At 71.1% G+C, this 25,212-nt stretch carries 19 protein-coding genes; 7 read left to right on the top strand and 12 right to left on the bottom strand.

The genetic code is table 11. From position 1 onward, the window contains the following. The first annotated feature begins 101 nt into the window (after window positions 1-101). Window positions 102-566: a DUF3093 domain-containing protein gene (locus tag ACH4N1_RS24925; RefSeq protein ID WP_366062560.1), complete on the top strand. Its 465-nt coding sequence runs from the start codon at window positions 102-104 to the stop codon at window positions 564-566. An 88-nt stretch (window positions 567-654) separates the two neighbouring features. Here ACH4N1_RS24925 and ACH4N1_RS24920 read toward each other — a convergent pair whose 3' ends face one another. The 4 genes from ACH4N1_RS24920 to ACH4N1_RS24905 form a co-directional block, all read right to left on the bottom strand. Then, window positions 655-1,593: a hypothetical protein gene (locus ACH4N1_RS24920; protein ID WP_398100214.1), complete on the bottom strand. Its 939-nt coding sequence runs from the start codon at window positions 1,591-1,593 to the stop codon at window positions 655-657. A 13-nt stretch (window positions 1,594-1,606) separates the two neighbouring features. Beyond that, window positions 1,607-1,903 (bottom strand): DUF4193 domain-containing protein, encoded by a 297-nt coding sequence (locus tag ACH4N1_RS24915; RefSeq protein ID WP_003993510.1) that lies wholly within the window; start codon window positions 1,901-1,903, stop codon window positions 1,607-1,609. Window positions 1,904-2,298: 395 nt separating this feature from the next. Next, the gene (locus ACH4N1_RS24910; RefSeq protein WP_398100213.1) at window positions 2,299-3,531 is read right to left on the bottom strand and encodes a sensor histidine kinase; all 1,233 of its coding nucleotides are present in this window, start codon (window positions 3,529-3,531) and stop codon (window positions 2,299-2,301) included. A gap of 4 nt (window positions 3,532-3,535) precedes the next feature. Further along, window positions 3,536-4,189 (bottom strand): response regulator transcription factor, encoded by a 654-nt coding sequence (locus ACH4N1_RS24905; RefSeq protein ID WP_020125132.1) that lies wholly within the window; start codon window positions 4,187-4,189, stop codon window positions 3,536-3,538. A 415-nt stretch (window positions 4,190-4,604) separates the two neighbouring features. Here ACH4N1_RS24905 and ACH4N1_RS24900 point away from each other — a divergent pair, with 415 nt between their 5' ends. Beyond that, window positions 4,605-4,778 (top strand): hypothetical protein, encoded by a 174-nt coding sequence (locus ACH4N1_RS24900; protein ID WP_366061247.1) that lies wholly within the window; start codon window positions 4,605-4,607, stop codon window positions 4,776-4,778. Window positions 4,779-4,920: 142 nt separating this feature from the next. On the opposite strand, the gene ACH4N1_RS24895 is transcribed toward ACH4N1_RS24900, so the two are convergent. Both ACH4N1_RS24895 and ACH4N1_RS24890 read right to left on the bottom strand, forming a co-directional pair. Next, window positions 4,921-5,736 carry an inositol monophosphatase family protein gene (locus ACH4N1_RS24895; RefSeq protein ID WP_398100211.1) on the bottom strand — a complete coding sequence of 272 codons (816 nt, stop codon included), beginning with the start codon at window positions 5,734-5,736 and terminating at the stop codon, window positions 4,921-4,923. 8 nt (window positions 5,737-5,744) lie between these two features. Continuing rightward, on the bottom strand, window positions 5,745-6,872 hold the full coding sequence (locus ACH4N1_RS24890; RefSeq protein WP_398100208.1) for a ferrochelatase: 1,128 nt from the start codon (window positions 6,870-6,872) through the stop codon (window positions 5,745-5,747). Window positions 6,873-7,119: 247 nt separating this feature from the next. Between ACH4N1_RS24890 and ACH4N1_RS24885 the strand changes: the two genes are divergently transcribed. The 3 genes from ACH4N1_RS24885 to sepH all read left to right on the top strand — a co-directional run bounded on the left by ACH4N1_RS24885 (window position 7,120) and on the right by sepH (window position 11,163). Then, window positions 7,120-8,358 carry an MFS transporter gene (locus ACH4N1_RS24885; RefSeq protein WP_398100206.1) on the top strand — a complete coding sequence of 413 codons (1,239 nt, stop codon included), beginning with the start codon at window positions 7,120-7,122 and terminating at the stop codon, window positions 8,356-8,358. Next, complete coding sequence (locus tag ACH4N1_RS24880; RefSeq protein WP_398100205.1) at window positions 8,318-9,637, top strand: D-arabinono-1,4-lactone oxidase; 1,320 nt, start codon at window positions 8,318-8,320, stop codon at window positions 9,635-9,637. Before ACH4N1_RS24885 ends, ACH4N1_RS24880 begins: the two co-directional genes overlap by 41 nt. A gap of 494 nt (window positions 9,638-10,131) precedes the next feature. Beyond that, window positions 10,132-11,163, top strand: coding sequence for a septation protein SepH (sepH, locus tag ACH4N1_RS24875; protein WP_398100203.1), 1,032 nt, complete (start codon window positions 10,132-10,134; stop codon window positions 11,161-11,163). Between the two features lie 172 nt (window positions 11,164-11,335). On the opposite strand, the gene ACH4N1_RS24870 is transcribed toward sepH, so the two are convergent. Next, window positions 11,336-12,187 carry a sulfurtransferase gene (locus ACH4N1_RS24870; protein WP_398100202.1) on the bottom strand — a complete coding sequence of 284 codons (852 nt, stop codon included), beginning with the start codon at window positions 12,185-12,187 and terminating at the stop codon, window positions 11,336-11,338. Window positions 12,188-12,478: 291 nt separating this feature from the next. Here ACH4N1_RS24870 and ACH4N1_RS24865 point away from each other — a divergent pair, with 291 nt between their 5' ends. Together ACH4N1_RS24865 and ACH4N1_RS24860 are read left to right on the top strand one after the other, a co-directional pair. Further along, complete coding sequence (locus ACH4N1_RS24865) at window positions 12,479-13,282, top strand: VOC family protein (RefSeq protein WP_398100200.1); 804 nt, start codon at window positions 12,479-12,481, stop codon at window positions 13,280-13,282. 738 nt (window positions 13,283-14,020) lie between these two features. Next, a complete protein-coding gene (locus tag ACH4N1_RS24860) occupies window positions 14,021-17,377 on the top strand; it encodes a helicase-related protein (protein WP_398100198.1) in 3,357 nt (1,118 codons plus the stop codon). Window positions 17,378-17,482: 105 nt separating this feature from the next. On the opposite strand, the gene ACH4N1_RS24855 is transcribed toward ACH4N1_RS24860, so the two are convergent. From ACH4N1_RS24855 to ACH4N1_RS24835, 5 genes are all read right to left on the bottom strand, one after another. After that, on the bottom strand, window positions 17,483-19,156 hold the full coding sequence (locus ACH4N1_RS24855) for an Hsp70 family protein (protein WP_398100196.1): 1,674 nt from the start codon (window positions 19,154-19,156) through the stop codon (window positions 17,483-17,485). A gap of 66 nt (window positions 19,157-19,222) precedes the next feature. Further along, the gene (locus ACH4N1_RS24850; protein ID WP_398100195.1) at window positions 19,223-21,238 is read right to left on the bottom strand and encodes a hypothetical protein; all 2,016 of its coding nucleotides are present in this window, start codon (window positions 21,236-21,238) and stop codon (window positions 19,223-19,225) included. Between the two features lie 137 nt (window positions 21,239-21,375). Next, window positions 21,376-21,858, bottom strand: a complete 483-nt coding sequence (locus ACH4N1_RS24845; protein ID WP_398100194.1) for a hypothetical protein — start codon at window positions 21,856-21,858, stop codon at window positions 21,376-21,378. Beyond that, window positions 21,858-24,299, bottom strand: a complete 2,442-nt coding sequence (locus tag ACH4N1_RS24840) for an AAA family ATPase (RefSeq protein ID WP_398100192.1) — start codon at window positions 24,297-24,299, stop codon at window positions 21,858-21,860. Before ACH4N1_RS24840 ends, ACH4N1_RS24845 begins: the two co-directional genes overlap by 1 nt. 219 nt (window positions 24,300-24,518) lie before the next feature. Beyond that, the gene (locus ACH4N1_RS24835) at window positions 24,519-25,124 is read right to left on the bottom strand and encodes an ATP-binding protein (RefSeq protein WP_398100190.1); all 606 of its coding nucleotides are present in this window, start codon (window positions 25,122-25,124) and stop codon (window positions 24,519-24,521) included. Window positions 25,125-25,212: the final 88 nt, after the last annotated feature.

Here is a 25,212-nt window from a genome sequence, read left to right as displayed (position 1 = left end):
GACAGCACCACTCACCGCCCCTTTCGTCCCTCCCACCACCCGCCGCCGCCCGCCGCCACCCTGGGCCGGGCACGGTCCGGACACCGTGCCAAGCTTGTTTCATGCAGCTCTCCGCCACTCCGTACGACGAACGCCTCACCGCCCCCCGCTCCTGGTGGGCCATCTCGTTCCTCGTGGGCGTCGCCCTCGCCCTGATCCTGCTGCCGTTCGGCACCCTGCCGCTGCTCGGCGGCCTGGTCGGCGGCACCGCGGTCGCCGCCGTCGCTGCCAGTTCGTACGGCTCGCTCCGCATCCGCGTGGTGGGTGACTCCCTGATCGCGGGCGAGGCGAAGATCCCGGTCGCGGCGCTGGGCGAGGCGGAGGTGCTGGACGCGGAGGAGGCGCGGGCCTGGCGCACGTACAAGGCCGACACCCGGGCGTTCCTGCTGCTGCGCGCCTACATCCCCACGGCCCTGCGCGTGGAGGTCACCGACCCGGCCGACCCGACGCCCTACCTGTACCTGTCGACCCGCGACCCGCAGCGGCTGGCCGAGGCGCTGCGAGCGGCACGGCAGCCGGCGGCATAGGCGCACCGCCCTGTGAGGTCGCCGGACCCGGTGGGCGGGAGGTCGCGGCGCGGGCAAAGGTTTCGCCCCGGCCGTGCAAAGACTTCACTCAGCCGCCGAGCTCGCCGGGTCTGTCCCCGAGCGGGAGCGGATCCTGCGGCTGCTCCAGAGGCGGCAGGTCGGGCAGCGCGTCCCACGGCACCTGCATCCCGCGCAGGTCGGCCCGGACCTTGGCGGCCAGTTTCTTGGTCTCCCGGCGGTTCATGAGCGCGCCCACGGCGGCACCCACCAGGAAAGGCATGAGGTTCGGCAGGTCGCGGAGCGTGCGCTTCATGACCTGCTGCCGCAGCTCGCGCCTCATGTGGCCGCCGAGCGCCGAGTTGAACGAGGTGGGCTTGAGCACGTCCACACCGCGCTCGCCCGACCAGGAGCGCAGATACGCGGTGCTGCGGTCCACGAGGTTCCCGGCGGGGCGTACCCCGTAGACCTCGTGCAGTTCGGCGATCAGCTTCAGCTCGATCGCCGCCACGCCGCTGATCTCCGCGGCGATCTCGGCCGGCATCGCGGGCGGTACGGGGAGCATGGCCGCCGCACCGACACCGGCACCCACGGTGGACGTGGCCTTCGCCGCGCCCGCCACGAGCTTGTCGGCGATCTGCTCCGGCCCGAGCCCGGGGAACTGCCGGCGCAGCGTCCGAAGATCCCGTACGGGGATCCGCGGGGCCATGTCGATGATCCGGTCTGCGAGATGGGCGATGCCCGCCCTGGCGCGGCCGCCGCCCCTGCGGGCGCCTTCCTTGGCCAGGTCCACCGCCTTGTGCCGGATCGCCGCGGCCCGTCGCCGGGCGACGGGCGCGGCGCTCTGGGCCGGCGCCGGGAGATCGCCCCGGCCACCCGCCGCGTCGAGCGAGGCCGATCCCGCAGGGAGAACTCCCTTGCCGGATGGGCCTCGCTCGTCGTCACGCACGCCGTGAGGGCCGTCGGACGGCCCCTTGTCCGCTCCCGAAAGGGGGAAGCGGCGCTTCCGAGGAGGGGTCGAGCCGGTCACGGCCGACCCGCCCTCAGTCGCAGTCGCGGCAGATCGGCTGGCCGTTCTTCTCGCGGGCCAGCTGGCTGCGGTGGTGCACCAGGAAGCAGCTCATGCAAGTGAACTCGTCCTGCTGCTTGGGCAGTACCCGGACAGCCAGCTCCTCGTTGGAGAGGTCTGCACCGGGCAGTTCGAGGCCTTCCGCGGCCTCGAACTCGTCGACGTCGACCGCGGAGGCGGACTTGTCGTTCCGCCGGGCCTTCAGTTCTTCAAGGCTGTCGGAGTCAACGTCGTCGTCGGTCTTGCGTGGGGTGTCGTAATCGGTTGCCATTTCGCCTCTCCCCCTCTGGGTTTCTGCGGTGTCTCCAGCGCACGTAACGCGTGAGAGGCCGGACTTGTGCCCGCCTCGAGGCGGAGATTTTGCCTCACATCAAGGTCTGTTACTCAATCGACACCCAACCGGACTCCTCACGAGTGATCGGCTTGGATGGCGATCGGGACCGTACACGGTCCGAATGCCGCACCACAAAGGCGCCTCACCGTGTACTTCCCGTGATCAGGACCCCTGAAAACCCGGAGTTTCCGGGCTTTCCGACAGCATCCATGATCACGGAGAGTAGATGACCGGAAAATCGTTCTTGTGATCGATCACACACGGGAAAGCCCGGTCGAGGCCCAAAAAATTTCGCGCAAAGCGAACAAGCCCATGTGTGTCGCGGCCGGGTCTCACAGCGGCAGACTGACTCGCATCACGAGCCCTCCTCCCTCGCGCGGCTGGGCCGCGATATGGCCGCCGTGCGCCCGTGCCACGGAGCGCGCGATCGACAGGCCGAGCCCGACACCCTTGTCGCTGCCCGTACGCTCCGTGCGCAGCCGCCGGAAGGGCTCGAAAAGGTTGTCGATCTCGTAGGCGGGGACCACCGGGCCCGTGTTGGACACGACGAGCACCGCCTGACCGTGCAGGACCTCGGTGGTCACCTCGACCCAGCCGTCCTCGGGGACGTTGTAGCGCACGGCGTTCTGCACCAGGTTAAGCGCGATCCGCTCCAGCAGTACGCCATTGCCCTGGACGACCGCGGAATCCCGCTTCCCACGGATCCGTACACCCTTCACCTCCGCCTCGCCGTGCACCTGGTCGATGGCCTGCCCGGCGACCTCGGCGAGGTCGACCGGCTTGCGCTCGACGATCTGGTTGTCGCTGCGGGCGAGCAGCAGCAGGCCCTCCACGAGCTGCTCGCTGCGTTCGTTGGTCGCCAGCAGCGTCTTGCCGAGCTGCTGGAGTTCCACCGGCGCGTTCGGGTCGGAGAGGTGGACCTCGAGGAGCGTGCGGTTGATGGCCAGCGGCGTTCTCAGCTCGTGCGAGGCGTTGCCCACGAAACGCTGCTGAGCGGTGAAGGCCCGCTGCAGCCGCTCCAGCATGTCGTCGAAGGTGTCGGCCAGCTCCTTCAGCTCGTCGTCCGGCCCGTCCAGCTCGATACGGCGGGACAGGTCCGAACCCGCCACGGAGCGCGCGGTGCGCAGGATCCGCCCGAGCGGGGCCAGCACCCGGCCGGCCATGGCGTAGCCGAACGCGAAGGCGATCACCGCGAGTCCGAGCAGGGCCAGCAGCGAGCGGCTGAGCAGGTCGTCCAGCGCGTGCTGGCGCTGCTGGTTGACGCACTCGTTCATCGCGCGGTTGAGTTCGCTGGCGGTCGGCTCGTTGGGAAAGTTGCAGATGTCGCTGGCGACCTGCCCGATGAGGATCTTGAAGGGCAGCTCGCTGCCCACGTTCAGCGCGTGCGCCGCCAGCAGGTAGATGATCGACAGCAGCAGGATGCCGGCGATCAGGAACATCCCGCCGTAGAGCAGCGTGAGCCGTATCCGGATGGTCGGGCGCAGCCAGGGGAAGGGGGCCTGCGGCCGCCTGGGGTCCCAGGTGGGCTTCGGGGGCGCCTGGGGAGGCGCCGGAGTGGTGGCCACGGGATCAGATCCGGTATCCGGAGCCGGGAACCGTGACGATCACCGGCGGTTCACCGAGCTTGCGGCGCAGGGTCATGACGGTCACGCGCACGACGTTGGTGAAGGGGTCGGTGTTCTCGTCCCAGGCCTTCTCCAGGAGTTGTTCCGCGGAGACGACCGCGCCCTCGCTGCGCATCAGGACCTCCAGGACGGCGAACTCCTTGGGGGCGAGCTGCACCTCCTTGCCGTCCCGGAAGACCTCGCGGCGGTTCGGGTCGAGCTTGATGCCGGCCCGCTCCAGCACGGGCGGCAGCGGCAGGCTGGTGCGCCGGCCCAGGGCCCGCACGCGTGCGATCAGCTCGCTGAAGGCGAAGGGCTTCGGAAGGTAGTCGTCGGCGCCGATCTCCAGACCCTCGACGCGATCGCTGACGTCACCGGAGGCCGTGAGCATGAGCACGCGGGTGGGCATGCCCAGCTCGACGATCTTGCGGCAGACGTCGTCGCCGTGCACGAGCGGGAGGTCACGGTCGAGGACGACCACGTCGTAGTCGTTGACGCCGATGCGCTCCAGGGCGGCCGCACCGTCGTACACGACGTCGACGGCCATGGCCTCCCGGCGCAGTCCGGTGGCCACCGCATCGGCGAGCAGCTGCTCGTCCTCGACGACGAGTACGCGCACGTCGCTTGTCCTTCCTGTGTCCACCCGCGTAGCGCGCTGTGGGCGCACGCGGGCAGGGGGTTCGGTGAGTGTGGGCTTCCATCCTGCCCTTTTCGGCCATAAGTCGGCGGTAAGGCGGGTGCGGGGCCGTGAGGGGCAGGTGTGAAGCCCGGGAATGCCGGATTTTCTCGCCGGGTTGAGGTTTCTGCGGGAGGGAGCGGGGGGAGGACGGCTTTACACCCCGCGATCACGCTCTGCATGTGCCGCAGCACCATGCGGCACTCCGCGATCCGCTTTCCGCAGAGCGGGCGTGGGTGTCCGGCACCGTCGCCGCCCGGCCGGGCAGCGCTGGGCACCTACTGGAGACGTGATCGCCCCTTCCCAATCGGCACACCCCCGTGCCACAGACCCACGACCAAGGACGAGGGGGCGCAGCATGGACGCATTCACCGCAGGACTTCTGCAGCGCATAAGGGCGACCGAGTCCGATCTGACGCGGGCTCGAAGCGAGGGCGACGACTTCCTCGTGGAGGTCGAACAGGGCGAGCTCGACGACCTGCGCCGGCTCGCCGCCGAGCACGGTGTGCAGGTCGGCGCGACAAGCGTCTGAGCCGTTCGCACGCACGACGGAGGGGCCCCGGCGAATCCAGCGCCGGGGCCCCTTCGTGCGTCCGCGGGGCGTCCGGCCGGGCATGCGGCCGGACGCCCCGCGGACGCGTCGTCGTGCGTTCGGCGGGCGCGCCGCCGTCCGTTCAGTCGTGCCAGGCGCCGAAACCCTCCAGGAGCCGCTGGAGGGGCTCGAAGACACCCGGCGTCGCGGCGATCGCCAACTCGCGCGAGGGGCGTTCTCCGGGGCGTCCACCGGTCAGGGCGCCCGCCTCCCGGGCGATCAGGTCGCCCGCCGCGAGGTCCCACGGGTGCAGACCGCGCTCGTAGTACCCGTCGAGCCGGCCGGCGGCCACGTCGCACAGGTCGACGGCCGCGGAGCCGCCGCGCCGGATGTCGCGCAGCAACGGGATCAGCTGCCGGGAGACGTCGGCCTGGTGGGTGCGGACCTCGGTGACGTAGTTGAAGCCGGTGGAGACCAGCGCCTGTTCGAGCGGGGCCGGCGGCCGGCAGGTGATGCGGCGTTCGCCCTCCCAGGCTCCGGTCGCCCACGCGCCGCCTCCGCGCACCGCGCGGTAGGTCTCGCCGCGCATCGGGATCGCCACGACGCCGACGACGGTCTCGCCGTCCTGTTCGGCGGCGATGGAGACGGCCCAGGTGGGCAGGCCGTACAGGTAGTTCACGGTGCCGTCGAGGGGGTCGATCACCCAGCGGATGCCGCTGCTGCCCTCGCTGGAGGCGCCCTCCTCGCCGAGGAAGCCGTCGTCGGAGCGGTGTTCGGAGATCAGGCCGGTGATCAGTTTCTCGGCCGCGATGTCCATCTCGGTGACGACGTCGATGGGGCTCGACTTGGTGGCGGCGACCGCGAGGTCGGCCGGCCGGCGGTCCCGCAGCAGTTCGCCGGCCCGGCGGGCGGCCTCCTCCGCGAGTTCGAGCAGTTCCCGGTGCAGGGGGTCGGTCACGGTGCTCCTCACGCGTACGGGCTGTCGGCGCCCGCCGCGGCGGGCCTGGGGGCGCGGGACGGGCAGCAGCCCACCGGGCAGACGTTGTGGCTCGCCCCGAGCGTGCCCAGGGCGCACGGGGTGACGCCCCGGCCGCTCTCGGCCGCGGCACGCTCCAGCACGAGGTCGCGGACGGCGGCGGCGAAGCGCGGGTCGGCGCCGACGGTGGCCGAGCGGCGCACCGGCAGGCCCAGCTCCCCGGCCTTGGCCGTGGCCTCGGTGTCGAGGTCGTACAGGACCTCCATGTGGTCGGAGACGAAGCCGATGGGGGCCATCACGACGGCCGACGCCCCGGCGGCGTGCCGCTCCTCCAGGTGGTCGCAGATGTCGGGCTCCAGCCACGGGATGTGGGGGGCGCCGGAGCGGGACTGGTAGACGAGCTGCCAGGGGTGGTCGACGCCGGTGCGCTCACGGACGGCGTCGGCGACGAGCCGGGCCACGTCCAGGTGCTGCGCGACGTACGCCCCGCCGTCGCCGTGGCCCTCCTCGGGGCCGGAGGTGTCGGCGGCGGCCGTCGGGATGGAGTGGGTCGTGAAGGCGATGTGGGCGCCGTCGCGGACGTCCTCGGGGAGGTCGGCGAGGGACCGGACCACGCCGTCGACCATGGGCTCCACGAAGCCCGGGTGGTTGAAGTAGTGCCGCAGCTTGTCGATCTTCGGCAGGTCCAGGCCCTCGGCCTCCAGCGCGGCCAGCGAGTCGGCGAGGTTCTCGCGGTACTGGCGGCAGCCCGAGTAGGAGGCGTAGGCGCTGGTGGCGAGGACGAGGACGCGGCGGCGGCCGTCGGCGACCATCTCGCGCAGGGTGTCCGTGAGGTACGGGGCCCAGTTGCGGTTGCCCCAGTAGACCGGCAGGTCCAGTCCGTGGTCGGCGAAGTCCCGGCGCAGGGCGTCCAGCAGGGTGCGGTTCTGGCCGTTGATGGGGCTGACCCCGCCGAACAGGAAGTAGTGCTGACCGACTTCCTTGAGGCGTTCCTTGGGGATGCCGCGCCCGCGTGTCACGTTCTCCAGGAACGGGACCACGTCGTCCGGGCCTTCAGGTCCGCCGAAGGAGAGCAGGAGCAGGGCGTCGTAGGGGGTGGCATCGAGCGCGTCTGGCATGTCTCGATCCTGCCACCCGTCGCCGACAGCCCGGAAACTCCGGGTGTCGTGGCGGGCGACTCCCCTGAAGGGGAACGCGCGCGGGGGTGCGTTAGGGTTACCTAACTCGTAAGCTGTATCGGCTGCGTACACGCCTTACCGGGTGGGCAGCGCACTCCCGCATGTCCTGCCGAGCCCCGCAGCACCCCCCTTCCTCGCGCCGTGCCGAGCCGCCACGCACGCGTGACCGGACCCGACGGAGATCTCCGTGCCCAGCTCCTACCGCGCCCTGTTCGCCGCCCCAGGCTCGAGGGGTTTCTCCGCCGCGGGGTTCCTCGGCCGGATGCCGCTGTCGATGATGGGCATCGGCGTGGTCACGATGGTCTCCCAGCTCACCGGGCGCTACGGCCTCGCGGGCGCCCTCTCGGCGACCATCGCGCTGTCGGCGGCGGCGATCGGGCCGCAGATCTCCCGCCTGGTGGACCGGCACGGGCAGCGCAGGGTGCTGCGGCCCGCCACGCTGGTCGCGCTCGCCGCCGCGGCGGGGCTGCTGCTGGCGGCGCACTTCACGTGGCCGGACTGGGTGCTGTTCGCGTGCGCCGCCGGGATCGGTACGGTTCCCTCGCTCGGCGCGATGATCCGGGCCCGCTGGGCGGCCCTGTACCGGGGCACCCCGCAGCTGCACACCGCGTACTCCTTCGAGTCCGTGGTGGACGAGGTCTGCTTCATCTTCGGCCCGATCATCTCCATCGGCCTGTCCACGGCCTGGTTCCCGGAGGCCGGCCCGCTGCTGGCGGCCTGCTTCCTCGCCGTCGGCGTCTTCTGGCTGACCGCGCAACGGGCCACGGAGCCCGAGCCCCACCCGCGCGACCACAAGGGCGGCGGTACGGCGATGCGCTCACCCGGTCTGCAGGTGCTGGTGGCGACGTTCGTGGCGACGGGGACGATCTTCGGGGCGGTCGACGTGGTCACCGTCGCGTTCGCCGACGAGCAGGGGCACAAGGCCGCCGCGAGCGTCGTCCTGGCGCTGTACGCGGCCGGTTCCTGTGCGGCCGGTCTGGTCTTCGGCCTGCTGCGCCCCCAGGGGGCCCCGGAACGACGCTGGTTGCTGGGCGTGTTCATGATGGGCGTGAGTATGATCCCCCTCCTACTGGTCGGGAACTTGCCGTTTCTGGCCGTGGCGCTCTTCGTCGCGGGCCTCGCCATCGCTCCCACGATGATCACGACGATGTCCCTCATCGAAGAGCACGTACCACGGGCGCAGCTGACCGAGGGCATGACCTGGGTGAGCACCGGGCTCGCGGTCGGGGTCGCGCTGGGCTCCTCGATCGCCGGCTGGGTCATCGACACGGCGGGCGCGCGGGCCGGGTACGGGGTTCCGGCGGTGTCCGGGGCCGTCGCGGTCGCGGTCGGTTTCCTCGGGTACCGTCGGCTCAGCAGGCCGGCGCCGGGTCGTGGAGGCACCGTTGAGCAGCACAGCGAGCGGGAAGAGCGGCACGTGGCGTAACTGGGGCGGCAACGTCGTCTCCCGCCCCGCGCGGGAGGTCACGCCCGCCTCCGTCGACGAGCTGGCCGCGGCCGTGCGCCGGGCGGCCGAGGACGGGCTGACGGTCAAGGCGGTCGGCACGGGCCATTCCTTCACGTCGATCGCGGCGACGGACGGTGTGCTGATCCGCCCTCACCTGTTGACCGGTATCCGCGACATCGATCGCGAAGCGATGACCGTCACGGTCGAGGCGGGCACCCCGCTCAAGAGACTCAACCTGGCGCTGGCGCGCGAGGGGCTGTCGCTCACCAACATGGGCGACATCATGGAGCAGACCGTCTCGGGGGCCACCAGCACGGGCACCCACGGCACGGGCCGCGAGTCGGCCTCCATCGCCGCGCAGATCAGGGGCCTGGAGCTGGTCACGGCCGACGGCTCGGTGCTGACCTGTTCGGAGAAGGAGAACCCGGACGTCTTCGCGGCGGCCCGGATCGGTCTCGGCGCCCTCGGCGTCGTCACCGCGATCACCTTCGCCGTGGAGCCGGTCTTCCTGCTCACCGCGCGCGAGGAACCGATGCCGTTCGACAAGGTCCTCGCCGACTTCGACGAACTGTGGGCCGAGAACGAGCACTTCGAGTTCTACTGGTTCCCGCACACCGGCAACACCAACACCAAGCGCAACAACCGCAGCGCGGGCCCGCGCAGGCCGGTGGGGCGACTGGCCGGCTGGTTCGAGGACGAGTTCCTCTCCAACGGCGTCTTCCAGGCGGCCCAGTGGGTGGGCCGGGCGGTGCCGGCCACCGTCCCGGCCATCGCCGAGGTGTCCAGCAGGGCGCTCTCCGCGCGCAGTTACACGGACATCCCGTACAAGGTCTTCACGTCGCCGCGCCGGGTCCGGTTCGTGGAGATGGAGTACGCCGTGCCGCGCGAGGCGGTGACCGAGACGCTGCGCGAGCTGAGGGCCATGATCGAACGCTCTCCGCTGCGGATCAGCTTCCCCGTGGAGGTGCGCACCGCGCCGGCCGACGACATCACCCTGTCCACCGCCTCCGGCCGCGACAGCGCGTACGTCGCCGTCCACACGGCCAAGGGCGCGCCCTACCGGGGGTACTTCACCGCCGCCGAGCGCATCTTCACCGCGCACGGGGGCCGGCCGCACTGGGGGAAGATCCACACGCGGGACGCGGAGTACTTCGCCGGGGTCTACCCGCGGTTCGGCGAGTTCACGGCACTGCGGGACCGGCTGGATCCCGACCGGCGCTTCCAGAACGACTACCTGCGGAGGGTCCTGGGGCAGTAGCGGACCCGCCGGCACGGGGGCCGCGACGTCGATCCCGCCCATGCGGTGCCCGCGGCCCGAGGGACGCTCAGGCCGGTCCGTCCCCTCGCCCGCCGCCTTCTCACCCTCCGGCGGCCGCGTGACGTACGCCACGTCCAAGATCACGGAAAGCGCTTGCAGAATCAACAAGTCGCATTCCTTGCCAGAAGTTGGACGGCGCGCCAATCCACGCACGTGGCCCGAATGGAGTACTGTGGCGAGCCCTGGGTCCGGTCTCCCACCAGGATGTCCGGAGCCTTGACGGACAGCCAGGAGGGGGCCGGTCGCACAGGGTTACGGAGTTGATCACTCAGCGTGGCGAATTGATAACCGTGCCATAACGGCGATCAAGGGTCCGCGCGCGACACGCCGGGCAACTCGGCAAGGTTGTGGCAGGCTGCACCCGGGCAGGCCACACTCGACTAGCGGAAGCAGCGACGCACGTGACGTCGGCAGGCACCACCCGGGAGGTCCCCATGCCCGAACTGCGTGTCGTGGCCGTCTCGAATGACGGCACACGGCTGGTGCTGAAGGCTGCGGACAGCACGGAGTACACGCTTCCGATCGACGAGCGTCTGCGCGCCGCCGTCCGCGGCGACCGTCCCCGCCTCGGCCAGATCGAGATCGAGGTGGAGAGCCATCTCCGCCCCCGTGACATCCAGGCGCGTATACGTGCCGGCGCGACCGCGGAAGAGGTCGCACAGATGGCGGGCATCCCCGTCGACCGCGTACGCCGCTTCGAGGGCCCCGTGCTGGCCGAGCGCGCGTTCATGGCCGAGCGCGCCCGCAAGACCCCCGTTCGCCGGCCGGGTGAGAACGCCGGACCGCAGCTCGGCGAGTCCGTGCAGGAGCGACTGACGCTGCGCGGCGCCGACAAGGACACCGTGCAGTGGGACTCCTGGCGCCGCGACGACGGCACCTGGGAGGTCCTGCTCGTCTACCTGGTGGCGGGCGAACCGCACTCGGCGAGCTGGACGTACGACCCGCCGAGGCGGCTCGTCCAGGCCGTCGACGACGAGGCGCGCTCGCTGATCGGCGAGTCCGACGACCTCGCCGCGCCGGAGCCCAGCTTCCCGTTCGTCCCGCGCATCGCCCGGCTGCCCCGCGACCGCACGATGGACCGCGCTCTCGACCGGGCGAGCCTGCCCGCGCAGCCCTCCGAGCCCTCCGAGGAGAGCACCGGCGAGCGCGAACGGGACTCGCTGACCAGCCTGCTGGAAGCGGTGCCGAGTTTCCGGGGCGACATGGTCGTCCCGGAGATCCCCTCCGAGGAACCGGAGGAGCCCGCGGACGAACCGGACGTCGAGGAGCCTCCGGCGCCCGCCGCGTCCGCCGGTTCCGCCTACGCTGACGTCCTCATGCCCCGCTCCGTGGGCAGCCACCGCGATCGGCTCATCGGTTCCACGGACCGTCAGGCCGAGGCCGACGGCGTCCGTCCCGGCCGCCGCGCGGCGGTGCCCAGCTGGGACGAGATCGTGTTCGGCACCCGCCGCAAGAAGCAGGAGTAAGCAGGAGCACGGGAGCGGGCCGCCGCACGGCGGCCCGATGGCGGTGGCCGACGCTTCGCCGGAACGGTTTCGCACACGGGTTCATACGTACGGAGGGGCCGCACCTGTTCGGTGCGGCCCCTCCTTCCTTTCCTCGCTCCCTTGTCACGCTTCCCTGCCGCGTGCGACGGAGCTACCGGGGGTCGGGTCCGACGGCGACCGGCCGGGACGGGTCCGAGGACCACTCCGACCAGGAACCGACGTACAGCGCCGCCGGAATCCCCGCGACGGCGAGCGCCAGCACCTCGTGGGCGCCGGAGACGCCGGAGCCGCAGTACACGCCCACCTCGCCGCCGTCGGTCGCCCCGAGCGACGTGAAGCGGTCCCTGAGGTCGTCGACGGGCAGGAAGCGGCCGTCCGGGCCGACGTTGTCCGTGGTCGGCGCGGAGACGGCGCCCGGAATGTGTCCGCCGACCCGGTCGATCGGCTCCACCTCGCCCCGGTACCGCTCGCCCGCGCGCGCGTCGAACAGCACGCCGGAGCGGGCCAGCGCCGCCGCCGCGTCCGCGTCGAGCAGTCCCGCGGCGGCCGGCCGCGGCTCGAAGTCGCCTCCTCCGGGCGCCGGGACGTCGACCGACAGTTCTCCCCGCCACGCCGTCAACCCGCCGTCGAGGACCCGCACATCCGGGTGACCCGTCCAGCGCAGCAGCCACCACGCGCGGGCCGCCGCCCAGCCCTGTCCGCCGTCGTACACGACCACCGGCCGGGCGGCCGACACACCCGCTCGGCGCATGGCGGCGCCGAACTCCGCCAGGTCCGGCAGCGGATGGCGGCCGCCCGCGCCGGGCGCCCCGGCCAGCTCCCGGTCCAGGTCGACGTAGACGGCGCCCGGCACATGCCCGGACGCGTAGGCGGCACGGCCGTCGAACGGCGGCTCTCCGGCCGCCTTCGCCACGCTGAGCTGCCAGCGGACGTCCAGCACGACCGGCGGGTTCTCCCCCGTCAGGGCGCTCGCGAGTTCGGGTGCGGAGATGATGGCGTTCATGGCCCCATCCTCGCGCACGGGGTGGCCCCGCCGTCCAGGTCCGGCTACTCTGCTCGGCCGGACGGGCCCGATCACCCGGCGTACGGGACCGGGCACATGCCGTACAGCCGATCGACGTCCTTCGGCAATCGCACGAAGACGGATGAGGAACCGCACACCGGGCGTCCTCCCGACACGCCCGCCGCAGCACGGCGGCGCGCCCGGAGCGTTCGGCACCGCGGGTGGTGCGAACATCGGCCCCGGGGTGCGGAAGCGACGCGGCCACCGCGAGTGGCCGAGAAGAGAGTGACGATGCCCGAGGCACGTGGGCCGGCCGGCCTGAACGGCGAAGCGCACACTCGGTACGCACCCGGCACACCCTGCTGGGTGAGCCTGATGGTGCACGGGTTGACGGCCACGCAGGAGTTCTACGGCGAGCTGTTCGGTTGGACGTTCCAGCCCGGACCGCATCAGCTCGGCCCGTACGCACATGCCCTGCTCGACGGCCGTGAGGTGGCCGGCGTCGGCCAACTCCCCCCGGACCGCAACCTCTCCGTGGCCTGGACGCCCTACCTGGCTTCCGACGACGTGGACACCACCGCCGAAACGGTACGCCTGAGCGGCGGCACGATCGGGGTCGGTCCGCTGGACGCCGCCGACGCCGGACGCCTGGCCATCGGCTCCGACCCGGTCGGCGCGGTCTTCGGCATCTGGCAGGCGACGGCCCACCTCGGCACCGGCATCACGGGCGTGCACGGCACGCCCGCCTGGAACGAGCTGCTGACCTTCGAGTCGGCGAGCGTCGTCAAGTTCTACGAGACGGTGTTCGGCTACCGCCGGGAGGCCGTGGTGGCCGACGACTTCGACTACGTCACCCTGAACGCCGCGGAACGTCCGGTCGCCGGAGTCCACGGCCTGGGCAACGCCCTGCCCCGGGACCGCGGACCGCACTGGATGACGTACTTCCAGGTGGACGACGTGGACGAGGCAGTCGCGCGGGTCGTCGGCCTCGGCGGCCGGCTCCTCGCGCCGGCCCGGGACGGCGCGCACGGGCGCGTGGCGACGGTCGCCGACCCGGAGGGGGCCCGCTTCGCGCTGACGCAGGGGCCTCGCTGACGTGAACGGGACCAGACCAGCGGTCGCACCTCGACGCGCATCTGGGCGTGGCTCGGGCCGATCCCGTCTGGCGGTACTCGCAGCCCGTACTGAGCCGGCTTGAGAACGCGTGAGGCGGGTGCCGGACCAATCTCACCCAGGCCGTCAGCCGCCATCCGCGACCGGAACAGGCAGCGAGGGGAGTAGTTGACGTCGTCATGTCGGCGCGGCGCTTCCCGAGTGGGATGAGCCTGACGGAGTAGGCGAATTCCAACCTTCCCGTCGAATCGGCGCGCTCAAGGCAGAGAACGACAAGCGATGGCAGCGTACCCAGAGATGACACGCGGGCACCGATTGTCACCAAGTAGTCTTACTCGGGCCGAACCGACTCCATCGAGGCGGTTCTGGCGCCACGCAACAGCCCGGCAGCGTGTCATTGCCGTTCCCCGTTGGTCAGCGCGACAGCCACGGCCACGCCGGTCTCCCCGGAGCCGCGGGAGATGACCCGTTCGGATTCCGGGCACGGTGTCCATCGGACAGGGGGACGGAGTGAGGGAGAGCGCAGCGTCAAAGGGCGGAAGTCTTCCGGCGACGGCAGACTTGTCACTTGATGACGACCGGCTCCTACTGCGGTACATCCCCTGGGGGGATTCGACCGGAACGTCGGTGCGGGAAAAGCTCGGTGAAGCGCACCATTTCTTCTACGACAGCCCGGAGTGCTCCGAGCGGATCCCGGTGCCCGCGGCACGACAGCATCCCGTGCCGCAAGCGCATGACGGCGGCACCGGAAGCAAGCTGCCCGGCGGCATCTACCTCTTCGAGTCACGAGCCGACCGGACTCTCGTGGGGTTCGCGTTGAGCAAGGGTGAAACCGCCGTCGCTTCCCAGTTGAAGCGTCTGCGTGACGTGGACGACGGTCACCTGCTTCACCAGGCCCTTCTTCAGTACAAGGTCTGGCACGCCGCTGTCCGTGACGAGGTCACCCCCACGTTCGCCCTCGGTGACCTCGTCCGCCTCGCAGGCAGGCGGGAGACCTTGACCGTGGTCAAGGCGACGCCGATACGGGACGGAAGCGTCCAGTACAGGTTGCAGGACGCGACCGGCGGTCGCCGCATGGCGTTCGAGGAGGATCTCGAGGCGCTTCCGCCCAGCACGGACGATCCCGAGGACTGGATCCTCCGTCCGCCCGCTCCTGCCGACCGGACCGCGCTCGCGCTCACTCTCGCCAAGCTGAGCACGCCGCTCACGGATGTCGTGTACTCGTACCAGTCGAGCCGCACACTGTTCCGGCCCTACCAGTTCCGGCCCGTGCTCAAGCTGATGAGTTCGGAACGCCAGCGGTTGCTGATCGCCGACGAGGTCGGGCTCGGCAAGACCATCGAGGCCGGCTTGATCTGGAACGAGCTGGAGCAGCGCACCCATCTGCGGCGTGCCTCGGCACGGCGCGGTGGCACGCACTTCCGGGGACTCGTCGTGTGTCCCGCGGCGCTCGTCACCAAGTGGCAGCACGAGATGCGCGACCGTTTCGACCGTCACCTTCGCGTCCTCGACAAGGAGGGCATGGCGGAGTTGGTGGAGCTGTTCCGCAGCGGCGACACCAGCGAGCCGTTCGCCGGAGTGGTGTCTTTGGAGCGGCTCCGGCGGGCCGGACAGCTCGATGAACTCGCCTCCCTCCAGCCCCGGTTCGATCTCGTGATCGTGGACGAGGCGCACTACCTGCGCAACGCGAGCAGCCGGAGCCATGCCGCCGCAGCCCTGCTCGCCGACTGGGCGGACGCTCTGATCTTCCTCTCCGCCACTCCGCTGAACCTGGGCAACCAGGACCTCTACAACCTCGTTCACCTTCTCGACGAGTCGTCCTTCCCGGACCCCAGGGTCTTCGAGAACCAGCTCGAGCCCAACCGCCATCTGAACGCGGTGGCCGTCGGTCTCACCAACGGCGACGCGGACACTCCGGACGGCGCCCGGGCGCTGCACTCGCGGCTCATGCGAGTCCAGACGTCCTCGTACGGCAGGATCACCGCTCACCGACCGGAGTTCCGGCGTCTCCGGGAGCTTTTGAACACCGGCGCTCCGCTGTCTCCCCAGCAGCGCGCCGAGGCGCGGCGGTGCATCGCCGAACTCAACGCCCTGGCGGGTGTCGTCAACCGTACGCGCAAGGCCGATACGCCCGACCGCAAGGCCCTGCGTGAGGCTGAGGACGTCGCGGTCCGTTGGACCTCCCAGGAACGCGCCTTCTACGACGACCTGCACACCTGGTGTCTGCAGCGCGCCGCCCGCAGCGGGACCGCCGCCGGTTTCGCCGCGCAGATGTGGCTACGGCAGGCGGCCAGTTGTATCCCGGCCATGCAGCAGCGGCTACGGGAGCGTTTCTCGCCCCGGCCGGCCGAGGACGAGGCCGTCGAGGAACTCCTCTACGAGTCGGAAGTCGTCGACGACTCCGAGGCCGCCCCGAACGACAACGCCTCGAGGTCGTCCGCCTCCGCCGACAGAATCGCCCGCGAACTGGCGGAGCAGGCCGACGACCTCTCGACGCTGCACTCCCTGCTGCGGCAACTTCCCGTGGACACCAAGTTCGAGCGGTTCGCGGAGATGCTGCGCGGCGCCCGCGCCAAGGGCATGCGGCAGGCGATGGTCTTCTCCTTCTTCACCCGCACCCTGGACTATCTGGAGGAGAGGCTGACCCCTGAGTTCAAAGTCCGGGTGATGCACGGGAAAACCCCGCCGATCGAGCGGGAGCGCATCATGAAGGACTTCCGTTCCGGCGCGTTCGACCTGCTGCTGGTGAGCGAGGTGGGCAGCGAGGGCCTGGACTTCGAGTTCTGCAACGTCCTGGTCAACTACGACCTGCCCTGGAACCCCATGCGGGTCGAGCAGCGCATCGGACGCCTCGACCGGTTCGGCCAGCAGCACGAGAAGATCTTCATCTTCAACATGCAGGTCCCGGGCACCATCGAGACCGACATCTTCCAGCGCCTCTACACACGCATCGGGGTCTTCCAGGACTCCATCGGGGAGCTCGAACCGATCCTGCGCGGGCGCCTCAAGGAGTTGCACCGCATCGTCCTCGACCCTCACCTCACCCCGGAACAGCGACGCCGCCAGGTCGACCGGATCGCGGTCGCGCGGGTGGACCGGGAGAAGGACCTGGAAACCCTGAACGACGCCCAGGCGCTTCTCACCGGCTTGGACGGCCTGCTCATCGAAGGCTTCGACGAGAGCAGTCCGGGCCGGGGGCGCTACCTGGGCCCCCAGGAGATCCGCGGACTCGTCGAGTGCTTCCTCAGGGACAGCGGGTACGGCCTGCTGCGCGAAGTCCCCCACGAGGACGGCCTGGTGGACATCACCGGCAGCGGCGACCTGCTCAGGGCGATGTACGCGGCGATGGACGCGGGCGCCTTTCCCCAGCCCCGCGGCGATCTGCTGGCCAGGCTCAAGAGCGGTTCACCGATGCAGGCCTGCTTCACCGCGAGCGCCTCGTCGGCGAGCGGGGTCCCGTTGCTCAGCGTCCGCCATCCGCTGGTACGCACCGCCCAGTGGTGGTACGACCAGCATCCCGAGCTGCTCCTGCGCTACGGGCGGGTACGACTGCCCGGCCTGCCACCCGGCTCCCGGTATCTGGTGGAGGTCCGGCTGGCGCGCACGGACGGCACTCGTTCGCGTCGGGAGCTGTGGACCACCGCGGTCGACGTCCGGACGATGCGAGAGGTTCCCGAGGTCGGGACGGCGCTGCTGACCTGCCTCGCCCGCGGTGAACTCACCGGCGCCGAGGAGCCGCTGCCCGTCGGCATCGACGCGTCGCTCGCCGACACGCTGGAGGAGGTGCAGGCCCTCGCGGCCCTGCAGGAGCGCACGACCAAGCGGCTCTACGAGGCGGAGAACACGCGGTTCGCCGAAGGCCGGCGGGCGACGGTGAGCGACACCTTCCAGGTGAAGATCGCGGGAGCCCGTCGTCTCGCCCACGAGGTGAACCACCACTCCATCCGGCGCCTCCACGAGAGCCGGGTGACGCACCTGGAGACCCGGCGGGACGCCCTTCTGGCGCAGATGGAGCGGGACTCCCGCTTCAGTCTGTCCACCGAGACGGTCGCCCTCGTCCTGGTCGAGGGAAGCTGACCGGCCGCCGGTCGGCGGCCAGGCGTGGTGCGGGCCGCCAGCCGGTGGCCAAAGACGTGCTCCGGGCCGCCGGCCGGCGGCAGGCCCAGGCCATGGGTCCGCGATTCACTGCCACGGGTGGGAGTACAGGTCGGTGAAGGAGACATGCCCGTGCTCCTGACCGTCCCTTCGCACCCGCGTCAGACGGATGGCGCCCTGCTCTCCCGCCCGGAGCACGGGCCACCTCTCCACTCTGAACGTCATGGGCCGGGCGGTGGAGTCGTGCACGACCATCTCGCCGTTGAGCCGCAGCGCGAGCGAGAACGCCGTCCTCGGGTGGAGTACGACGGGGAGATACGGCAGCGCACTGCCTTCCACCGAGAAGTCCATCGGTTCCCCGTCCACGGCCGACGCCCGGATCCGGGCTTTGGTGATCAATCGGACGTCCGGTGTCCCCCTCCAGTGATGGGCCAGCTCCTCACGGCGCATCACCTGGTGCGGGGTGTAGAGGGGCTGGAAGGCGGGATAGAGCAGTTCGCTGTGCCGGCGCCCGTCGGGGTCGTCCCACTCCAGCACCAGGTCGAAGCCTGGCCGGGGAAGGTTGAGCCGGTGGTAGTTGTGCACCACCAGGCCGGTCACGACCGACTGCTCAGGTGATTCCAGCGCCCTGTCGAACTCCACCTCGGCATGGGGGAAGTTCTCCTCGAAGGCCTGGCGCACCAGAGGCACCTGGGACATGCCGCCGGCGAGCAGCACGTGCTGCACGTCGGTCGCCAGTTCCGACAGCGGCATACGGGCCAGACGCGCGATGTCGGGCGTCGTGCGCCTGCGCAGCCGCGCTTCGCACAGGGCGGCCCTGACGTATTCCAGGGCTTCCGTCATCTGCGGCCAGAACGCCTCCTCCAGGCGCCGGCGCGTGTAGGTGAGCAACGGCAGGTCGGTGTATCCGCCGCCGACCGGCACCGCCTGTTCGTCGTACCGCGTGTCCGAGAGCAGCACCTTGAGCCGTCGGGCGGCCGCCAGGAGCAGCGCCCTGAGGGTGGCGGGATCAGGCATCCGGTCCACCGATATGCCCATGGCCGCCAGGTCCTGTTCCAGGTCCCGGGCGATCCGGAGGTCCAGAGCGTCACCGGCCTTGGCCACACCGCGTGCCGAGAGCACGGTGAGTTCGGGGGCGCTGTCCTGGAGCGACTCGGTGACCTCGACCACGGCGATGTCGAGGGTGCCGCCGCCGAAGTCGAAGACCAGTGTGGTCCCGTCGGGCCGCTCCTCGCCGAGTTCCCAGTAGAGCCCGTCCGACCAGGCGAGGCCGGCGGCCACGGGCTCGTCGACGATGTCCCCGACAGCCACCGGAATGCCCGCGGCGTTGGCCAGGGCCGCGAGCCGCCTGCGCTGAGGCCCGTCCCAGATGGCGGGGCAGGCGAGGCGGAAGTGTGCGTCCTGCGTGTCCGCTCCGGCGGCCTTGGCGCGTAGCAGCACGTGCTTCAGCAGTCGTTCGATCAGGGTGTCCGCCGAGTGCCGGATCGTGGCAGCGGTTCCTTCACGTCCCTGCAGCGCGTCGGGCGTCAGGCCGAGGGTGATGCACTGTTTCACCGACCGCAGCGCCGAGGCTCCGGCCGCCGCCTCGGCGCCTTCGCCGAACAGGAGCTCGCCGGAGGCCGAAAGGGCGATCACGCTCGGCATCCAGGACGTGCCGTGCCCGATCGGCACGTTCTCCGGTGAGCCGCCGGGAAGCCGCTGGCTCACCAAAGTGGTCGCGGTACCGAAGTCGATGCCGATCAAGGGCTTGTCGTGCTGCACCGATGTCCTCCATGGACACTGGCTGCCGGGATTCTCGGTCCCGGCAGCGGAAATGAACTGTCTTGCCTACTGCTCGACCCCGCGGACGATGGCCTGTTCCAGCACGACGGGCTCGGGCTCACGCGAGCCCTGCCATACGAAGCCGGGCCGCTCCACCACCACACGTGCCGCCGGTCCGCCCGGGGCCCGGTGCATCACCGGGTCGTAGTCCGTCTCTTCTCCGAGTGCTCCCCTGTCCAGCACCCCCGCTGCCGCCGCGCGGGCCAGGGCCCTGCGGTACAGAGCGTTCGCCGGCCCGGTCTTGTCGTCTTCGTGGATCGCCTGGTCCGCGACTTCGGTGAGCACCGCGGCGAGCACGCGCAGCGTGTCGATCCTGGCCTGCCGCAACTGCGCCTGCGACGCTCCGCGCGCGGTCTGCCGGGACTGTCGCAACTCGTCGTCCCGCCGACGGAGCTGACGTGTCATCGCCTCCACACGCTGCTCCGCCTCTTCCAGGCCCTGCCGAGCGGACTCCGCCGTGGCCTCGGCGGCGCGGGCACGTGTCTCGGCCTCGGCGCGGTGCTTCTCCTCGTCCGCGATGCGGAGCCGCAGCCGATTCGCCGTCGCTTCCGCCTCGGCCAGCGCGTCCGAGGCGTCCCGGCGCTGCCGCTCGGACTCGGTACGGGCCGTCGCGACATTGCTTCGTTCCTCCTCCAGCAGGCGCTTGAGGGCCTCGATCTCGACCTGCGGGTCCCGCTCGGTCTCCTGCGCCGCTTCCGGTGCCTCGTCCGGGACGTCCTCCGTCACCTCCTGGACGGGTTCGTCGCTCGCGAGCTCGGCGCTGTCGGCTTCGCCGGCCTCCGCGCCGGTGTCGCCTTCCTGCTCGGCTTCCGTGCACTCGGGCTCCTCCGCGGACACCGGGGGCGCCTCCGGTGCGGCCTCGCCCTGTCGGCCTCCCGTCGCCCTCTCACTGACACCCGTGCCGTCTGTCTCCGCCGCGTCGGCGGCTTCGGCCGCCGCGGCGGCCTGGGCGGCTCGGGCTGCTTCTCGCAGCTCGGCGGGAATGCCCGAGTGGTCGGCGACATGCTGGGCCCACTCCCGCACGAGTCCGTTCCGCTGCTCCTGGATCCGGGGATCCGCCAGCAACACGCAGGCCCGGAAGACCATCTCCTCCACGAAGTCCAGCCACGGAAGGTCGTCCTCCTTGGGCCTCCTCATCAGCACCCTCTTCAGGAGCTCCCTGGCTCTGGCAGCCAGAGGTGCCAGCAGTTTGTCCTGGTCCGGCCGCCCGGCCTCGCGGTCGGAGGTCTTGGACAGCGACAGTTCGAAACACTCCATCCCGGTGCGCAAGGTGTCCCAGGCGTACTCGCCGTTCACGGCCTTGGCCGCCCTGTCCGCCGCAAGGCTCTTGGCCGGCATCGCCGCGAGGGGAACGAGTAGCGGGAGAAGTTCGAGACGTGACGGGATCTCCGCGGACTTCACAGCGTCCAGGCCGGGGTCAGTAGCGGGAAGTACCGCACGGTTTCTGGCACGCGACATCTCGGTGATGTGCTGGACCGCGACCAGCCGGACCTCTTCCGGTACGTCCTGCGGACGGGGCTCCGCCCAGCCCTGGGGCCAGTCGGTCACGGGTACGCCGAGCGCGTGCGCGGCGAGCTGTTCGTAGGGCGACGTCAGCTCGCCGAGCCCGACGGACACAGCCGCGGACAACCGCCTCGTCGCGGCCGTGTTCTTGCGGGGCATCCCCGCCAGCTCGCGGAGCGCCTCGGACGCCGACCGCCGCCGACCACGACGCGGGGTCGCTCCTGCCTTCCCTTTCCAACTCACGCAGTACTTGCCATGTGTACGAACAGCAGAGTCGGCACGGAGTGACTCGCGCACCGCGTTCCACTCGTGGGGCGGCATTTCCACGCCAAGTCCCATGCTCTTCACACGCTCCCGGAGCGCGGCGACGGTGATCGTCTCGCCCAGGTCACGGAGCAGTTCGACCAGCACCTCGACGGGATTGTTCTCGAAGTCCGCCTGGAGCGCGGCAAGGTCGGTGGCGGCCCGGTACGGGATGGTCCCCGGAGTGAGGCTTCTCACCGACTCCGGTACGGGCACCGGTAGATGCTCACGCTCTCCGCCTTCCCACTCGACGACGACTTCCGTCTCGTCCAGTGCGCGAACGGTACCTACACGACGTACGGCACTGCCGTCACATTGCTCAATCAAAGATCCGATTTCCACAGCGCGAAACCCTATAGGCCGTCGCGGCAGTCCTCCGCCGCCGTCACTTCGGCAGGCGGGCGCCCGGTGCCCGCCTGCCGCGGGAAGCGTGGGGGCGTCGGCGGCGCGGCAAGCTCCGTCGCGAGCTTCTCGACGGCCGACCGCCAGGCGCACACCTGGGCGCGGGTCGGGCCGAGTTCGTCGTGGTGGTACTTGCAGGCCGCGCTGAGGCGGTTCCAGAGGGCGTGGGCGCGGCGGGCCGGGGCAGGGCTGGCGTAGTGGTGCAGGCAGAGCAGTTTCGCGCGCATGCTGCGGAGTTCGCCGAGTCCGGCCTCCTCGGTCGCGAGGGCCGCGTCGACGGCCGCTTCCAGGGCGATGCGGAGGGCGTAGGCCGCGCCGCGGTCGCGGCCCGCCGGGGTCAGCGGGCCCTCGGCGTCCGGGCCTTCGGTGAGGAGGTCGTCGGCGGTCACGAGGAGTGCGGTGACGGTGTCGACGCCGGTGCGAGTGGCGGGCATCAGGCGTTCACCTCCGGGGTGCGGATCCGGGCGGCGAGGGCCTCGACCCTCCGGACGAAGGCGATCGGGTCGTGTGGGAGGAAGCCGCCGGGGTGGGCGCCCTGCTGGCACTGGTGGATGAGGGTCGTGCTCTCGTTGCCGTAGAGGGTGCGCAGACGGCTGCGGACCTCCTCGTCGGGGTGGACGAGGCCGTCGTCGAAGAGGGCGAGGGACGCGAGGGGGATGAGCCGTTCGGTCGCGTCGATGGCGGACTGGAGGTGCTCGGCGGGCTGCCCGGTGCGGTTGCGGCGGAGCCAGGCCGCCTCGACGATCGCCGTCGCCAGGGCCTCGCGGCACAGGGACGGCAGGACGTGGCGCAGGGCCGCCTCGGAGCAGTTCTCGGTGTGGGCGAGGGCCATGGCGTTGTCGACGGCCTCCTTGACCGGATCGGTGTCGGTGGTGACGTGCACCTTGGACTGCTCGCCGCGCTCCACCTTGAGTACGGTCACGGGCAGGCCCTGGCTGCGGAAGGCGTGCGGGAGCCGGGTGTCGTGGGTGAAGACGACGACCTGCCGGTCGTGGCCGAGTTCGTCGAGCACCTGGGCCAGGCCGTCGACCTTCGCCGGGTCCATGGACTGCACGGGGTCGTCGATGACGACGAAGCCGAAGGGGCTGTCGGCCGTGGCGGTGCGGGGCAGGAAGAGGGAGAGGGCGAGCGAGTGCAGTTCGCCCTGGCTCATGACGCCCAGGGCGGAGGCCTCGGTGTCGTCGACGGTGACGTCCATGATCAGCTTGCGGACGGTCGCCTTCTCGCTGCCGTGCATCCTCACGGGTTTCAGGTCGATGCTGCTCTGCCGGCGCAGCTTCTCCCAGATCCGCTGCGTGTGGCCGGCGAAGGCGTCGACGCGCAGGTCGCGGATCTCGGTCGTGAGCTTCTTGATCCAGTTGAGGGCGGCGTTGATCGCTGTCCTGCGGGGCCCTGCGGCCTCGGCCTCCCGGGAGAGCTTCGTCCACTCGGCGAGCAGGCCGACGACGGCGTGCCAGCGCTCGTCCATGGCCGCCAGTTCCCGGCGCGCCGCGCCGGCCACGATCGCGCACGCGTCCGTCAGCGTCACGGCCGCCTTCAGCGCGTGCTCGGCGAGTTCGGCGGGGTCGGTGATCTGCCGGCAGTCGCCCCAGGCCTGCCACGGTTCGGCGAGCGCGGCCGGGGTCTGCCGGGGCGGGGCGACCAGGTCGTGCAGGGCGCGCGTCGCGGTCCGCAGGCGGGCCTCGGCCCCGCGTACGGCCTCGGCCTCGCTCAGGAGCGCGGCGATCTGCGCCTCGGCGCGCGCGGCCCACTCCCGGTCCAGGACCTGTTCCGTGCCGCAGACCGGGCAGGCCGTGTCGTCGGCGTGACGGTCGCTGTGGCCGAGGGCCGCCTGGAGCAGTTCGGCCCTGCTGTGGGCGTCGGCGGCCGCGGTGCCCTTCAGGTCGTCGACGTCGGCGACGGCGCTCCGCAGCGCGTCGACGGCGGCGCCGATCCGGTCGAGGTCGGGGCTCTCGGTCTCGGCGGCGGCCTCCAGCCGTGCCTCCCGCAACCGTCCCTCGTCGGCCGTGGGCGCGCCGGTGATCAGCGCGTCGAGCACGGCGTGGTCGGGTCCGTCCTTCTCCTCCATCGCCACGAGGGCCTTGAGCGCCCGGTCGTCGTGCCCGACCTCCTCCAGGGCCGCGTGCAGGAGCGGCTTCTTCTCCTTCGCGGCGTTGACGACGGCGTCGAGTTCCTTCTTCGCTGCCGTCAGCCGTCGCGCGGCGGCGTTGAGGTGGTCGAGGCCGAGGATCGCGGCGATGTTGTCGTACATCTCGGACGGCTTGCCGTTGATCAGGTTGTCCAGGTCGGCGTACGACAGGAACGGGCGGTGGGCGCGGGTCGCCTGCTCCCAGCCGGCCTGTTCCAGCGGCACGGTGCCGTGGCCCGGCCGCCTGAGCACAGCCTCGGAGTCGGTGAAGGCGTCGCCGGTCCAGGTGCGGGTGAGGGTGCTCGGCGACGGGTCGCCCTCGACGGTCAGTCTGGCCTCGACGACGGTCCGTTCGCCCTGGTGCAGGTTGCGCCAGCGGACGGCGTGGCTCGGGTGCTGACCGGAACAGTGGGCGTTGGTGCCGGTGAACAGGGTCTCGACGGCCTCGGCGATGCTCGACTTGCCGGAGCCGTTGCGTCCGACGACGAGGGTGACGCCGGGCTTGGGCTTCAGCTTGAGCAGTGCCTTCGAACCGACGCCGCGGAAGCCGGTGACCGCGATGTTCCCCAGGTAGACGGGTCCCGCGGAGGCGCGGGTGCCGCCTTCGGCGCCCTCGGGGTCGCCGAGTGCCTCGCGGACGAGGGCCTTCGCCGGGGCGGACAGCTTACGGTCACCGGCCAGGCGGGCCTCAACGAGTTCGGGCAGGGGCAGTGCGTTGTCGGGGGTCCGGTCCGTCGCGTCGTCCATGGTGTCTCCCGTGATGTCCGTGCGGAGAGGGAAAGGGGCGAGCACCGACAGGCACCGGGGGCGGCCGAACCGCTGGGGTGCCTGTCGACGGACAGAACCGTAGGCGCGGGTGGGAGCTGTATAGCGTCTCCTTTCTGATAACAGCGGTTATCAAGGCAGTTGACGACAACAAGGTGATCGTTCGAGGCAGGGAGAGTGCCGGTTCACCCGCCTCGATGATCAGTGGGTTCGTCCCCGCGTCTCACCGATCCGCCTGTCCGACTCGGCGGCCGGCGCGGCCTGCTCGCGCACACCGGGGTCATAGCCGTTCCACTCCCGCAGAGCGGCACGTACCTGCTCGTACTCCGCCCAGACGGTCTTGCCCGGGCCGTCCGGGCGCGGGTGCCAGTCCCAGCGGGTCGCGAGCTGCGTCACGAGGAGCAGCCCGCGGCCGGTCTCCTCGACGCCGGCGGCGTTCTCCGGGAGGGCGGGGCGGCGGGGATGGCGTTCGGCGCGGGTGTCGGTGACCTCGACGCGTACGGTGTGGCCGTCGGGGGTGGTGCGGAGGCGGAGGTGGAAGTCCCGGCCGGGAACGTGGCCGTGGCTCACGGCGTTCGCGGTGAGCTCGGCGACGATCAGCACGATCGCGTCGTGCGGATCGGTGCCGTACGGGATGCCCCACGCGTCCAGGCGGACGGCCGCGAGGCGGCGGGCGAGACGGGCTCCACGCGGTGTGGAGGTGAAGCGCATCCCGAAGGCGGGACCCGGTGGCGGGGACGCCTCCAAGGGGGCGCAGGGGGTGGCGGGTCGGGTGGTGTCGGTGGGATTGATGGGTTTCGTCGTCACGCCCCTCACGGTCCCGTCGGTCGCGTAGCGTGACCAGTGGTGACGCAGCGACAGGGGGCAGCTGTACCCGTGTTGTACGCGCGTGTCG

The sequence above is a fragment of the Streptomyces sp. NPDC017202 genome (genome assembly GCF_044331705.1).
Lineage (GTDB): Bacteria > Actinomycetota > Actinomycetes > Streptomycetales > Streptomycetaceae > Streptomyces.
This window is presented reverse-complemented; position numbering and strand designations above follow the sequence as displayed.